General features: G+C 69.2%; 14 protein-coding genes and 1 pseudogene. 7 read left to right on the forward strand and 8 right to left on the reverse strand.

Features of this window, described 5'->3' with window-relative positions; translation table 11 throughout:
* The first annotated feature begins 161 nt into the window (after positions 1-161).
* Both ACFO6S_RS11810 and ACFO6S_RS11815 read left to right on the forward strand, forming a co-directional pair.
* Positions 162-1,178: an AurF N-oxygenase family protein gene (locus ACFO6S_RS11810; RefSeq protein WP_378417137.1), complete on the forward strand. Its 1,017-nt coding sequence runs from the start codon at positions 162-164 to the stop codon at positions 1,176-1,178.
* 56 nt (positions 1,179-1,234) lie between these two features.
* Positions 1,235-2,980 (forward strand): FAD-dependent oxidoreductase, encoded by a 1,746-nt coding sequence (locus tag ACFO6S_RS11815; RefSeq protein ID WP_378417139.1) that lies wholly within the window; start codon positions 1,235-1,237, stop codon positions 2,978-2,980.
* Between the two features lie 108 nt (positions 2,981-3,088).
* Here ACFO6S_RS11815 and ACFO6S_RS11820 read toward each other — a convergent pair whose 3' ends face one another.
* The 4 genes from ACFO6S_RS11820 to ACFO6S_RS11835 all read right to left on the reverse strand — a co-directional run bounded on the left by ACFO6S_RS11820 (position 3,089) and on the right by ACFO6S_RS11835 (position 5,748).
* Positions 3,089-4,123, reverse strand: a complete 1,035-nt coding sequence (locus ACFO6S_RS11820) for an aldo/keto reductase (protein ID WP_378417141.1) — start codon at positions 4,121-4,123, stop codon at positions 3,089-3,091.
* Positions 4,120-4,554 carry a MerR family transcriptional regulator gene (locus ACFO6S_RS11825; RefSeq protein ID WP_378417142.1) on the reverse strand — a complete coding sequence of 145 codons (435 nt, stop codon included), beginning with the start codon at positions 4,552-4,554 and terminating at the stop codon, positions 4,120-4,122. Before ACFO6S_RS11825 ends, ACFO6S_RS11820 begins: the two co-directional genes overlap by 4 nt.
* An 11-nt stretch (positions 4,555-4,565) precedes the next feature.
* Positions 4,566-5,087, reverse strand: coding sequence for a cysteine hydrolase family protein (locus ACFO6S_RS11830; RefSeq protein ID WP_378417143.1), 522 nt, complete (start codon positions 5,085-5,087; stop codon positions 4,566-4,568).
* Between the two features lie 67 nt (positions 5,088-5,154).
* A complete protein-coding gene (locus ACFO6S_RS11835; protein ID WP_378417144.1) occupies positions 5,155-5,748 on the reverse strand; it encodes a hypothetical protein in 594 nt (197 codons plus the stop codon).
* A gap of 102 nt (positions 5,749-5,850) precedes the next feature.
* On the opposite strand from ACFO6S_RS11835, the gene ACFO6S_RS11840 reads away from it, so the two are divergent.
* Positions 5,851-6,270 carry a MarR family winged helix-turn-helix transcriptional regulator gene (locus ACFO6S_RS11840; protein WP_378417146.1) on the forward strand — a complete coding sequence of 140 codons (420 nt, stop codon included), beginning with the start codon at positions 5,851-5,853 and terminating at the stop codon, positions 6,268-6,270.
* Between the two features lie 58 nt (positions 6,271-6,328).
* Here the strand turns inward: ACFO6S_RS11840 and ACFO6S_RS11845 are convergent, their stop codons facing one another.
* A complete protein-coding gene (locus ACFO6S_RS11845) occupies positions 6,329-6,661 on the reverse strand; it encodes a zinc-binding dehydrogenase (protein ID WP_378417147.1) in 333 nt (110 codons plus the stop codon).
* A gap of 24 nt (positions 6,662-6,685) precedes the next feature.
* On the reverse strand, positions 6,686-7,114 hold the full coding sequence (locus tag ACFO6S_RS11850) for an ester cyclase (RefSeq protein WP_378417149.1): 429 nt from the start codon (positions 7,112-7,114) through the stop codon (positions 6,686-6,688).
* Positions 7,115-7,614: 500 nt separating this feature from the next.
* Between ACFO6S_RS11850 and ACFO6S_RS11855 the strand changes: the two genes are divergently transcribed.
* The 3 genes from ACFO6S_RS11855 (at position 7,615) to ACFO6S_RS11865 (ending at position 10,136) form a co-directional block, all read left to right on the forward strand.
* Positions 7,615-8,031, forward strand: coding sequence for a DoxX family protein (locus ACFO6S_RS11855; protein WP_378417150.1), 417 nt, complete (start codon positions 7,615-7,617; stop codon positions 8,029-8,031).
* 492 nt (positions 8,032-8,523) lie between these two features.
* Positions 8,524-9,333 carry an alpha/beta fold hydrolase gene (locus tag ACFO6S_RS11860; protein WP_378417151.1) on the forward strand — a complete coding sequence of 270 codons (810 nt, stop codon included), beginning with the start codon at positions 8,524-8,526 and terminating at the stop codon, positions 9,331-9,333.
* 62 nt (positions 9,334-9,395) lie between these two features.
* Positions 9,396-10,136, forward strand: coding sequence for an SDR family oxidoreductase (locus tag ACFO6S_RS11865; RefSeq protein ID WP_378417152.1), 741 nt, complete (start codon positions 9,396-9,398; stop codon positions 10,134-10,136).
* Between the two features lie 69 nt (positions 10,137-10,205).
* Here the strand turns inward: ACFO6S_RS11865 and ACFO6S_RS11870 are convergent.
* A pseudogene (locus ACFO6S_RS11870) lies at positions 10,206-10,523 on the reverse strand (sensor histidine kinase); the annotation flags it as partial.
* Positions 10,524-10,607: 84 nt separating this feature from the next.
* Positions 10,608-12,206 (reverse strand): Na+/H+ antiporter, encoded by a 1,599-nt coding sequence (locus ACFO6S_RS11875; protein ID WP_378417154.1) that lies wholly within the window; start codon positions 12,204-12,206, stop codon positions 10,608-10,610.
* Between the two features lie 66 nt (positions 12,207-12,272).
* Here ACFO6S_RS11875 and ACFO6S_RS11880 point away from each other — a divergent pair, with 66 nt between their 5' ends.
* On the forward strand, positions 12,273-12,602 hold the full coding sequence (locus ACFO6S_RS11880) for a UBP-type zinc finger domain-containing protein (RefSeq protein ID WP_378417671.1): 330 nt from the start codon (positions 12,273-12,275) through the stop codon (positions 12,600-12,602).
* The last annotated feature ends 167 nt before the right edge of the window (positions 12,603-12,769 follow it).

The raw sequence follows: 12,769 nt of genomic DNA on the forward strand, positions 1-12,769 counted from the left end.
TAGGCGCGGGGCGCAGGCGCAGGAAACTGGTACTAGAGTTCTCTGATACTTGCGGTTACAGTAACTGTCGTGAGGTCGAGTTCCCCCCGGAGCGATGTCCTCTGCACTGACTCGACGCCTGGGCTGACGCTCGGGCGGCCGGAACGACGGAGGAGACTCGGATGACAATCTCGGCGGAGCGGATCGGTTCGGATCGGGCACCGGTGGACTCGGACGCGGCCTACAACGAGATGCTCATGCGGTTGTCGGAGGGCTCGGTGCACAAGCACTTCGACCCCTTCACCGACATCGACTGGGATGCGCCGGACTTCGCGGTGGTCCCGAACGACCCGCGCTGGGTGCTGCAGAAGGAGACCGACCCGCTCGGCAGCCACGCCTGGTACCAGGCGCAGCCGCTGGACAAGCAGATCGAGATCGGGATGTGGCGTCAGGCCAACGTCGCCAAGGTCGGCCTGCAGTTCGAGAACATCCTGATCCGCGGCCTGATGCAGTACGTCTTCTCCACCCCGAACGGCTCACCCGAGGCGCGCTACTGCACGCACGAGGTGATCGAAGAGTGCAACCACACCATGATGTTCCAGGAGATGGTCAACCGCATCGGGATGGACACCCCGGGGATGAGCCGACCGCTGCGGTTCCTCGCCCAGTTCATTCCGCTGGCAGGCAACACGCTGCCGGTGATCTTCTTCATGGGGGTGCTCGCCGGCGAGGAGCCGATCGACCACCTGCAGAAGTCCGTGCTCCGTGAGGACGGCGTGATCCACCCGATCATGAAGGGCGTCATGGCGATCCACGTCGCCGAGGAGGCCCGGCACATCTCGTTTGCGCACGAGTTCCTGCGTCGCCGCATCCCGCTGATGTCGCGCCCCGGCCGGTTCGTGGCCTCGCTGGCGATGCCGTTGATCATGCGAATCCTGTGCGACGCCATCGTCGTTCCGCCCAAGCAGTTCTGGGAGGAGTTCGATATCCCGAAGCAGGTCAAGAAGGACCTGTTCTGGCGCAGGCCCGAGTCGCGGCAGTCGCTGCGTGACTACTTCGCGGACGTGCGGATGCTGGCCCAGGACAGTGGGCTGATGAACCCGGTGTCCAGGCTGGTGTGGAAGGCGCTGAAGATCGACGGCAAGGTCTCGCGCTACCGCAGCGAGCCGTCCCGCGGCACCGACTACCTCGCTGCCTGACCCCTCGCGCGCCAGCGCACCAGACCCAGCCCCCCCGACGATCGGATCCGCCCGACATGCCCCACGTGGTGACCCAGTCCTGCTGCAGCGACGCCTCCTGTGTGTACGCGTGCCCGGTCAACTGCATCCACCCGACGCCGGACGAGCCCGACTTCCTGACCGCGGAGATGCTGCACATCGACCCGGCTGCCTGCGTCGACTGCGGGGCGTGCGTGTCGGCCTGCCCGGTGGACGCGATCGTGCCGGAGTCGAAGCTGGCGCCGGCGCAGCGGGTGTTCCTGGAGATCAACGCTGACTTCTACCGGACCCAGCGGGATCGGCCGATCCTGGCGCCGGTCGTCCCCGCACCGACGGTCCGCCGCGGCCGCGCGCCGCTGCGGGTGGCCGTCGTCGGGTCGGGCCCGTCGGCGATGTACGCCGCCGACGAGCTGCTCACCCAGCCGGGCGTGCGGGTCGACGTGTTCGACCGCCTGCCGGTGCCGCACGGGCTGGTGCGCGCCGGCGTCGCGCCGGACCACCAGAAGACCAAGCAGGTCACCGCCCTGTACGACACGATCGCCGCCCAGCCGGGTTTCGAGTTCTACCTCAACGTCGAGATCGGCCGCGACCTCTCGCACGACGAGCTGCTCGCGAGCCACCACGCCGTGGTCTACGCGGTGGGGGCGTCGTCGGACCGCAAGCTCGGCGTCGAGGGGGAGTCGCTCGCCGGCAGCGCCTCGGCGACGGACTTCGTGGCCTGGTACAACGGCGACCCCGACCACGCGGGCGACACCTACGACTTCTCGCACCGGCGGGCGGTCATCGTCGGCAACGGCAACGTCGCGCTCGACGTGGCCCGGATCCTGACCATGGACCCGGAGCTGCTGGCGGGCACCGACATCGCGAGTCACGCGCTCGAGGCCCTGCGCGCCAGCAGGATCGAGGAGGTGGTGATCGTCGGTCGGCGCGGCATCGCCCAGTCCGCGTTCACGGTGCCGGAGTTCGCGGGGCTGCTCGAGACCCCCGGCATCGAGATCGCGGTCCGCGACGGCGACGAGGTGCTCGACGCGGCCACCGAACGCGCCCTTGCCGACGGCACCGTCTCGCACGCCGTGGAACACAAGCTGGGCCTGCTCGGCTCCTTGGCCGCGCGGTCCGGCGGGACCGGTCGGCGGATCACCCTGCGGTACCTGTCGAGCCCCACCCGGATCGTCGGCGACGACCGGGTGACGGGGATCGAGTTGGGACGCAACGCCTACGCCGAGGCAGGCGACGGCACGGTCCGGGTCGAGGCGACGGGCGAGACGGACGTGCTCGACGCCGGGCTGGTGCTCACCTCGATCGGCTACCGGGGCGTGCCGCTGGCCGGGGTGCCGTTCGACGACGCGGCGGCCGTCATCCCGAACCGCGAGGGCCGGGTGCTCGACGGGCCGGACGGTGCGCGGCTGCCCGGCGCCTACGTCACCGGGTGGATCAAGCGTGGGCCCAGCGGATTCATCGGCACCAACAAGTCCTGCGCGCAGGAGACGGTGAACGCCCTGGTGGACGACTACAACGACGGCCTGCTCGCCGACCCCGGCACCGGCACAGCGGAATTCGACGCGCTGGTGCGTCGGCGTCAGCCCGCCGTGGTGGACCGGACCGGCTGGCAGGCCATCGACCGCGCCGAGCGGGCTCGCGGCGCTGAGGCCGGCCGGGTCCGGGAGAAGATCACCGACACGGCGGAACTGGCGTCGATCGCCGCCGCGGCGCAGCGGGTCCCGGTGGCCCGCAGCGGCGGCCGCAGCCTGATGCGCGGTCGGCTGCGGCTGGTCCGGGACTAGGGGGCACGCTCACCCCGCGGATGTTCTGGTGGCCGCCGGAAGGGTTCGGCGTGCCGACCACGACTGGACGTGAGACCGGCGAGACACGCCACAAGGGTTGTGCTCACATCACTCTCGCCCCGTCGAGATCCACTGCGGTCCGTTGAAAGTCAGATTGCGGTCACCCGTCACCAGGTCCGCTGCGCGGTCGAGCCTCGACATCTGATCGGCGTTGAGAAAGACCCGGACCGCGCCCGCGTTCTCGTCGACCCGCGCCGGCCGACGCGTCCCGGGGATCGGCGCGACCGGCACACCGAGCCGCTCGCCCTGGGCCAGCAGCCAGGCCAGCGCCACCTGCGCGGGCGTGGCCGACACCTCGTCGGCGACCGCGCGCACCACGTCCACCACCGCCTGGTTCGCCTCGAAGTTCTCGTCGAATCGCGGCTGTCCCTTGCGCATCGAGCCGGACACACTCTCCCTGGTCAGGGTGCCGGTGAGGAACCCGCGACCGAGCGGCGAGTACGGCACGAAACCGGCCCCGACCTCGATCGCGGCGGGCACCACGTGACGCTCGATGTCGCGCGACCAGATGCTCCATTCGCTCTGCACCGCGGTGATCGGGTGCACCGCCGCGGCCGCGCGCAGCTCGTCGCCGGTCACCTCGGACAGTCCCAGGTGCCGCACCTTGCCAGCCTCGACGAGTTCGGCCATCGCGCCGACGGTCTCCTCGATCGGCCGGCCGAGGTCGCGGCGGTGCAGGTAGTACAGGTCGATGACGTCGGTGCCGAGTCGCCGCAGCGAGGCCTCGCACGCGGACCGCACGTAGTCGCGGTCGCCGCGGGTCGGCGTGTCCCCGGGCTGGTCACCGATTCTTCCGGTGATGCCGAACTTGGTCGCGAGCTGAACCTCATCGCGGCGAGTGCGCAGCACCTCGGCGATCAGTTCCTCGTTGGTGCCCGCCGGGCCGCGCGCGTCCGGGCGGGGTAGGCCGTACACGTCGGCGGTGTCGACGAAGGTGACGCCGATGTCGAGCGCGTGGTGCAGGGTTGCCAGTGCTTCGGTGGGATCGGTCGGCCCGTAGACGTGGCTCAGCGCCATGCCCCCGAATCCGATGCGGCTGACCGTCAGCCCGTGGCCGAGTTCGAGGGTCGGTACCTGACTCATCGGGAATCTCCTTGTCGTTCGAGAACTGTGAGGTCGGTGATCGGTGCGTTCTCGCAGTCCAGGCCGCGGTCGATCAGCCCTCGGTAGTGCTCGACCTTGTCGTCGATCGCGCCGAGGTCCTGGTGCAGCTGGTCGAGTTGGGCGAGTACTCGTTCGCGATGCGCGAGCAGCAGCGCCATTCGGCGTCCGTGGCTGGCCGCGCCCTCCTCGTAGTACTCGAGGAACCGCCGGATCTCCGCCACCGGCATACCGGTGCGGCGGAGCCGGACGATCAACTGGATCATCCGCAGTGACGCGTCGTCGTATCGACGGCGTCCGTCGCTCCCACGCTCGACCCGCGGGATCAGACCCTCACGCTCGTACCAGCGAAGCGTGTCGCGGGTGAGCCCGGTCGCCTCGGAGACCTCCGCGATGCCCAGTGCTGTCGTCATGGGTACCGACGCTAGGTGCTGGAGTGCACTCCAACGCAAGTGCCGGCTCGGACGACCGTGATTCCTTCCTCCGCCATTGCGACCAGCGCCCGGCGATGGGATTCGACCGTCGTGCCCGCGCAGGCATCCGCGACGACGGATACGTGGTACCCGAGTGCGCGGGCCGACCTCGCCGCGAGCGCAACTCCGTGCTCGGTGGCGACGCCGGTGAGCACGACATCGGTGATTCCGCGCAGGCGCAGGTTGGTGTTGAGATCGGGGTTGGTGAAGACGTCACGGTCGTACTTCGTCAGCACCAGATCGCCCTCGTCCGGCGCCAACGCCGGATGAAACGACGCGCCGTGGCCCGCCGGATCCGACCGCATCGGATCGGTCGGGTCGGTACTCACGTACCGGGTGCAGACCACCAGTGCTCCCTCGGTCCGAAACCGGGCACGGGCCAACGCCGCCCGGCCGACGACCTCGCGGTCGTGCGCCAGCGCGACGATCCAGTGCTGGAAGTCGATCTCGATCAGTGCTGTGGCGGTGGTCATCCGCGGCACGCTAGCGGCTGGAGCGTGCTCCAGCGCAAGCCGCGCGGGTCCGGCGCTGTGCCTGCGATCAGCAGGGGCTCGGCTCGCCGATCTTCACGGCGGACAGGACGGCCTCGGCCTCACCGACGGGTGAACCCGGCAGCGGGGTCTGGCCGACCACGACCCAGTTCGCGTCGAGGACCTGTCGGCGCCCGGCGCCCGTCGCGTCGACACTCCGCGAGAAGAAGACGCCCGCCGTCTGGATGCGATCCTGCGCCGCCTGCAGATTCATGCACACGACGTTCGGCATGGTTGCGGGCTCGGCTGCCGGTGCGGCCGCCGGGGGTGGTGCTGCCGCGAGCGGTGCAACCGAGATCGGTTCGGCCGCCGCACGGGTCACCGACGGGACGGCCGCGACCGGTGCCGAAGTGGTCGGATGCGCCGACGCTGTCGTCGGGCTCACCTCGGAGGTGACGGCGGTCGGCCGAGCTTCGGAAGAGCCCGACTCGTCGTTGTCGCCGCAACCTGCCACACCCGCGACGGTCAGAGCCAAAGCCGCCAAGGTCAGGACTGTCCGTTTCATGACCCGTTGTCTAACAGAGCGCGCCGCGTGTTTCAGGAAGGCCTCGCACAATGTCAGCCACCCGAATGACGGATACGTGGCCCGGGCCGAGCGCGCCATGAGGTTAGTGACACATCAGCAAAGATGTATCGTTGACCTGTGGCGGATTCTGGGTGGCTCGACGAGCGTGAGGCGCGGGTGTGGCAGGCGTATCGCGAGGTGGTGCGCGATCTGCAGTCGGCCTTCGACCGCCAACTGGCCGACGACGCTGGTCTGTCCGGCGCCGACTTCGCCCTCCTGGTACCTCTCTCGGAATCGCCTGAAGGCGTGCTCCGGACCCGTGATCTCGGACTGATGGTCGGCTGGGACCGCAGTCGCGTCTCGCATCAGGTCAGCCGGATGCAGCGGCGGGGACTCGTGGCCCGGGAAGACTGCGCGGACGACGCGCGCGGATCGATGGTGCGGCTGACACCGGAAGGACGCGGCGCCATCGAGGCGGCAGCACCCGAGCACGTGAACACCGTTCGCCGACTGTTCTTCGATCCGCTGTCCGATGAGGAAGTCGACCTCCTCGGGGGGATACTCGAGCGGCTGCGGGAACGGAACGGTGGCGACAAGGAGCTGTCGCACCTGCCGAGATAGCGCAACCCGCAGTGCCTATCCGCCCTCTCGCCGAATCGCCATGGCAGTGCGACGTCGGCTACTCGCGGCGCTCGCCGGGCGCGATGATGCTGCTGAGTACCCGCTTGCCGCTGGTGTGACGGGTCGCGACGTCCCGGTACGCCTGCCGCACCTCCGCGAGGGGGTACACCTGATCGATGGGAATGGAGAGTTGTCCGTCGGCCGCCAGGTCGGCGAGTGCGGCCCACAGGGCGGGTGAGGCCGCCTCTTCCTGCGCGTCGGAGTGCACCCCGTACTTCCGGATGGCCGCCCCGTCGGCGAGCGTGTTGATCCGGCGGCTACGACGATGAGGATGACGTCGGCGCCGCTGGTGTCGCCGCCGTCCACGGCCTGGCCAGGCCACCGCTGACACTTCCGCGCCCGACCGCGGTGATGTTCACGAGGGCAGGCCGCCGAGCTGCTGCATGAGTGAGAAGAGGTTGGCCACGCCCCAGTGCTCGACGATCTTGCCGTCGCGCACCCGCATGGCGTCGACCGTCTCGAACTGGATCTTCCGGCCCGTCGGTTCGACGCCGAGGAATGTTCCCAGGTGCGTGCCGTGGTAGGTCTTGAAGGTGGTGACGAGGTCGCGTTCGGCGGCCTGCCAGTGGATGTCGGCGTGAAAATCGGGGAACGCCGTGCGCAGGGCCTGGTAGAGGCCCCGGACCCCTTCCTTCGTCGGGGTCATGTTCGGTTGTGGCGTGTGGTCCCGAAAGTCGTCGTCGAACAGGTCGTCGAACACCTCGAAGTCGCCTCCGCTCTGAACCTCTTCGGTGTTTCGGCGGACGACAGCCTTCGCGGCATCGCTCACGTCGACTGGTTGCATGGGACTCTCCGATCCTTCGGCGGGCGTCCGGGCGCAGGCCCGAGGCGTGAAGTGGGGCCGAGTCTGCCCTTGCTCACATGTGCCCCCTCGTCGCAGGAGTGAGGCGCGCCGGTCCGGGTCGGCAATGGTGCTGGGTAGCAGCACCATCCGTTGCTCATTCGGTGAACGTCCGGGATCGGCGCGCACGGCCGGATCGGCTGTTGGTGGCCACCACCCTGGTTTTTGATGATGCATCAACAACGATATTTCCGGAATGTTGATGTGTCAACGAATGCTTCGGAATCTGGATGACCTGCGCATGATCACCGCCGCCAGGTTCGACCTCGCATTCGCCACGGGCGAGGTGTCCGACGCGAGATACTGGACAACGTCGAGTTTACGGCTCAACGGTGATCCCCTGGTGCGCGAGATCCTCGCGGAGTTGGCGAGGGGAGGTCGGCAGGCAGACCGCCGCCGGCGCACTACTGACCCGCTCAACAACCACCGCCCGGAGGTAGGCAATGGACATCGTCGTTCTCATCGGCCGAATTCTCTTCTCCGCGTTGTTCCTCTCGTCCGCTCTGGGCCACCTGACCCAGTCCAAGGTCATGGCGCAGTACGCCGCGGGCAAAGGCGTGCCGATGCCGCAGCTCTCCGTCCTGCTCTCAGGTGTGCTTCTCGTCGCGGGCGCGCTGAGCGTGCTCCTCGGCGTCTGGGCCGATCTCGGCTCCCTCCTGCTGCTGGCCTTCCTCGTGCCGACCGCGGTGCTCATGCACAACTTCTGGTCCGAATCCGACCCACAGGCCCGACAGATGGAGATGATCCAGTTCAACAAGGACATCGCGTTGGCCGGTGCGGCACTGATGCTGTTCGCCTTCTTCGCCCACACCGGTGATCTCGGGTTGACTGTCACGGGGCCGCTGTTCTCGATCTCGTGATCTGGCGAGAATGGACCGCGAATGGACCCAGTGGCGGCGTTCAGAGCTGGGTCGACGCCCGGCGCTCAGGAATCCGTCGTATTGCATCGCTACCGGTGAAGCGCAGTCCGAGAGGTGGAAGTCCGGTCCGGCTCCATGACTTTCGTCCTGTGAAGCATGTCGCGCTAGATGCTGACAGAACCTCCATCGCGGTCTCCCTGATCATCCCTGGCGCACGTAAGATCATGTGCTGGGGGAGGGCATCCCGAGGAGGCGCCCGCGACAACACCGATCCCGAGGCCACCTGCGTTCCGCCGCCAAGATCCGGCGCCGCCACAACTCAGGCATCACCGAGCTCGAGGTGTTCTCGGACCGTGGCCGCGTGATGCCCGCAGACCACGGTTGGCCCGAGATCGCCGACACCGCACTGCCGTTCCTGGTCGAGAACGGGCTGGCCGCAGGCGCGGGCCTCGGTTCGTCCTGACCCTGCGCGCACAGCGAAGGAGTACGCCCATGAGCATCTTTCGATTCGCCCGAGCCGCACTCGTCACCATCGGCCTCATCACTGTCCTCGCCGCGGCACTGATCAGCCCGGCCGTCGCACGGCCGCTGCCGACGATCGTGCTGGTGCACGGTGCATTCGCCGACACCACCAGCTGGGACGGCGTGGCCGACGATCTGCGCGGCCGCGGCTACACCGTTGTCGTACCGGAGAACCCGCTGCGCGGACCCGCCTACGACGCGGCCGCAATCGAGAAGACCCTCGCCGGGATCGCCGGGCCGGTCGTGCTGGTCGGCCACTCGTACGGCGGCGCGGTCATCACCAACACTCACAACCCGAACGTGACGGCGCTCGTCTACGTCGCGGCCTTCGCCCCGGCGCAGGGCGAACCCGTCCAGCTGGCGCTGGACCCGATCCGGTTCCCGGGCAGTCAACTCCTGCCACCCGTCTTGCAGGTGAAGGTGGTCGACGACGCACATGCGATCGGCGGCAAGAACCTCGACGGCTACATCGCCGACGCGTCGTTCCACCAGGTGTTCGCACCCGACGTCAGCGCCGCGACCGCCGCGACCATGCTGGCCCACCAACGCTCGATCGCGCTGTGGGCCAACATCGAGCCGTCCGGGCCGACCTCCTGGTCGAACACCCCGAGCTGGGCCCTGATCCCCACCGGCGACAGCATCATCCCGCCGGCCTCGCAGCGCTACATGGCGGGCCGTATCGGGGCGCGCACCAGCGAGATCGCGGCCTCGCACGCCGTGCTCGTGTCCCAGCCCGTCGCCGTCGCCGACATCATCGTCGTGGCCGCGACGGGCAGCTGACCCGGGGAGGTTGCAGGGAAGCTCGCTGACCTCGAAGCAACACTCGAACGGAAGGAACGAGCATGAAGATCGTCGTCATCGGAGGCACCGGGCTGATCGGCTCGAAGCTCGTCGCTGGTCTGAGCGAGCGCGGCCACCAGGCGGTTCCGGCAGCACCCAGTACGGGCGTGAACACGCTCACCGGTGAGGGAGTGAAGGAGGTGCTGCAGGATGCGAAAGTCGTGGTCGACGTCTCCAACTCGCCGTCGTTCGCCGACGACGACGTCATGACGTTCTTCCGGACCTCCACCAGGAACCTGCTCGACGCCGCCGGTGCGGCAGGCGTCGGCCACTACGTCGCCCTGTCGGTGGTGGGCACCGAGCGGTTGCCGGAGTCCGGGTACTTCCGGGCGAAGGTGGTGCAGGAGGACCTGATCAAGGGTTCGGGCCTGCCGTACTCGCTCGTCGACGCCACGCAGTTCTTCGAATTCGCCGGTGGCATAGCAGACTCCGCGACGGTCGACGGCAAGGTGCGGCTGTCGGGCGCGGCCGTGCAGCCGATGGCCGCCGACGACGTGGCCGCGGCCGTCGGCAAGGCCGCGGCGGCCGCCCCGCTGAACGGCACCGTCGAGATCGCAGGTCCGGAGGTGTTTCGCCTCGACCAGTGGATCGGCACGGTGCTGGCCGCACGAGAAGATCCGCGCGAGGTGGTCACCGATCCGCAGGCCCCGTACTTCGGGGCGAAGCCGGACCGTGAGCTGCTGCCCGGTCCGGGCGCGAGCCTCGCGCAGACGCGGTTGTCGGAGTGGTTGACCCGGCACTGACGCGTCGAAGACCGCGAACCGCCTGCCGGCCCCGCCGCCGGTGTGGCCGCGGGGCCGGCTCCCTCGATCTCAGGGGTTTTCGCCCGTGTCGGGCGCGGCCATCGGGATGCGAACCACGAACTCGGTGTTTCCGGGCCGCGACTCCACGCGGATGTCGCCCCGGTGCTTGTCGACGATCCGCCACGAGATGTCGAGTCCGAGCCCGGTGCCTTCCCCGACCGGCTTCGTGGTGAAGAACGGCTCGAAGATGCGGTCGCGGACCTCGTCGGGGATGCCCGGTCCGGTGTCCCCGACGGCCACGGCCAGGCAGTCGCCGTCGCGGTAGGTGCGGACGGTGAGCGTGCCGCGGCCGTCCATGGCGTCCACCGCGTTGTCGACGAGGTAGGTGGGCCGTGTGGGGCTCCTCGCGGTCTCGAGGGCGTCGGTCGCAGGTTCCAGCTCCAGGGCGTGTCCGCCGGATACGGTCCGGTCCTACTCCCGGTTCAGGGTCGCCTCCTCGAGGTCGAGTTCGCGCAGCACCTGCCGCAGCACCTCGTCGTCTATTCGTCCGCTGTCCCGCTCGGCGATGAAGACGCCTCGCTCGGTGTCGAGCATCTGCAGGCGCAGCGCGCGGAACGCGGCGGAGGGGCTCTCGCCCAACTCGGCCTCGCTGCGCCCGAGCCGCTCCCATGCCGCGTGGGCGCGGTGCTCGCTCCAGGTGCGCAGGATCTCCGCGGCCCGCTCACGGACGGCGGCGGGGTCCCCGTCGGCGTTCGCGACCAGGCTGTCGAGCACGTCCGTCGCGGCCCGCGCGGCCTTGTCCTGCGCGGCGGCCAGCGCCACCGCGTCGGTGCGGCGTTCCTCCTCGTTGTCGACGCCCAGTCGGGTGATCAGCCACGGCAGGGTCAACCCGTGCAGGAGCAGCGTGCCGACCACGACGGTGAAAGTGATGAAAAGGATCATTTCGCGCTCGGGGAACGGCGCGCCCGAGTTGACGGTGAGCGGAATCGCGAAGGCCGCGGCGAGCGAGACCACACCGCGCATGCCGGACCACGCGACCACGAACACCGCCCGAAGACTCGGCGCCGGCTCCCGCTCTCGGATCCGCGCGGACAGCAGACGAGGGAGGTATGCCGCGGGGTAGACCCACAGCAACCGGACCGCGATCACGGCGACGAGCACGGCAAGGGAGGCGCCGACCACTGCGGCCACGCTGCGGCCGTGGAGGCCCTGGACGACGCTCGGCAGCTGCAGTCCGATCAGCAGGAAGACGAACGACTCGAGGACGACGTCGACGGCCTTCCACACCGCGGTGTCCTGCAGGCGGGTCGCGTAGCCGGCGCGAGTCGACCGCTGCCCGAGGTACAGGCCGGCGACCACTACCGCGATCACCCCGGAACTGTGCACCTCCTCGGCCGCCAGGTACGCGACGAAGGGGACCAGGAGCCCGATCCCGCTCTCCATCACCGGATCCGCGAGCCGCGAACGTATCGCGGCCACGACGATCCCCACCCCGATGCCGATCAGTACGCCGCCGATCGCGGCACCGAGAAACGTGCGCACCCCCTCGACCAGCGTCACGCCGGTGCCGACCGCTGCGGCGAGTGCCACCCGGTACGCGGTGAGCGCAGTGGCGTCGTTGAGCAGGCTCTCGCCGCCGAGCAGCGTCATGATCCGTCGGGGCAGGCCGAGGCGCCGTCCGATCGCGCTGGCGGACACCGCGTCCGGGGGAGCCACCACCGCGCCGAGCACCAGCGCGGCGGCCAGGGGGAACTGGGGAATGGTGAGGTAGGCGACCACCCCGACAACGGCGGTGGTCGCCAGTGGCAGCCCCACCGCGAGCAGACCGATGGCGCGCGCATTGCGGCGCATCGCAAGCGAGGAACTGTCGAGTGCGGCCGAGTAGAGCAGCGGCGGCAGCACCGCGAACAACACGAGATCGGGGTCGAGTGTGGTGTCGGGGAGCCCGGGGATCTGTGACCCGGCCAGTCCGACCAGGACCAGCAGCAGCGGCGCCGACCAGTTCAGGCGCCGCGCGAGTGCGGCGGTGAGCAGCGCCGCCACCGCGACGGCGAGCAGGGCCACGTTCACGGCGGTCTCCGTCCATCGGGTCGGATGTCTAGATATCGCACCTAGCAGCATGCAGGATGGGAGGTGATGAAGAGAGTTCTGCGACGTGCGGCGGACCGGATCCGAGTCGAATCCACGGGTCCGGCCACCGTGGCGCCTTGCGACGAGCTCGCGGCGGCAACGGGACCGGATCCCGAGGCGCGCACGCCCGGCGTCTGCGAGGAATGCACCGAACTCGACGAACAGAACTGGGCGCACCTGCGGATCTGCCTCACCTGCGGGCACGTCGGATGCTGCGACTCCAGTCCCCACCGGCACGCGACCGCGCACTTCGAGCAGACGGGACACCCCGTCATGCGTTCGCACGAGCCGGGCGAGTCGTGGCGTTGGTGCTACCGGCACGCCGAGATGGGCTGACCCCGGACACCTACAGGATTCGATGTCCGACCCAGCCCCCAGGGCGCTCGGGCCCACACGCATGTCGAGGGGCGGGACTGACGAACAGGGCCATCGCGCCGCGACCGGTGATCTCCCTCGGTGCCGCCGATCTCGGGATCGGATGTCACATTCGAGGTTCGGCCGGT

The sequence above is a fragment of the Rhodococcus kronopolitis genome (assembly GCF_042654025.1).
GTDB classification, from domain to species: domain Bacteria; phylum Actinomycetota; class Actinomycetes; order Mycobacteriales; family Mycobacteriaceae; genus Rhodococcus_G; species Rhodococcus_G kronopolitis.

Coding starts and splice junctions, on each gene's coding strand:
- ACFO6S_RS11810 (WP_378417137.1), top strand. CDS start 162: ATGACAATCTCGGCGGAGCGGATCGGTTCGGATCGGGCACCGGTGGAC.
- ACFO6S_RS11825 (WP_378417142.1), bottom strand. CDS start 4,554: ATGACGACAGCACTGGGCATCGCGGAGGTCTCCGAGGCGACCGGGCTC.
- ACFO6S_RS11820 (WP_378417141.1), bottom strand. CDS start 4,123: ATGAGTCAGGTACCGACCCTCGAACTCGGCCACGGGCTGACGGTCAGC.
- ACFO6S_RS11835 (WP_378417144.1), bottom strand. CDS start 5,748: ATGGCGCGCTCGGCCCGGGCCACGTATCCGTCATTCGGGTGGCTGACA.
- ACFO6S_RS11855 (WP_378417150.1), top strand. CDS start 7,615: ATGGACATCGTCGTTCTCATCGGCCGAATTCTCTTCTCCGCGTTGTTC.
- ACFO6S_RS11860 (WP_378417151.1), top strand. CDS start 8,524: ATGAGCATCTTTCGATTCGCCCGAGCCGCACTCGTCACCATCGGCCTC.
- ACFO6S_RS11830 (WP_378417143.1), bottom strand. CDS start 5,087: ATGACCACCGCCACAGCACTGATCGAGATCGACTTCCAGCACTGGATC.
- ACFO6S_RS11880 (WP_378417671.1), top strand. CDS start 12,273: ATGAAGAGAGTTCTGCGACGTGCGGCGGACCGGATCCGAGTCGAATCC.
- ACFO6S_RS11815 (WP_378417139.1), top strand. CDS start 1,235: ATGCCCCACGTGGTGACCCAGTCCTGCTGCAGCGACGCCTCCTGTGTG.
- ACFO6S_RS11865 (WP_378417152.1), top strand. CDS start 9,396: ATGAAGATCGTCGTCATCGGAGGCACCGGGCTGATCGGCTCGAAGCTC.
- ACFO6S_RS11850 (WP_378417149.1), bottom strand. CDS start 7,114: ATGCAACCAGTCGACGTGAGCGATGCCGCGAAGGCTGTCGTCCGCCGA.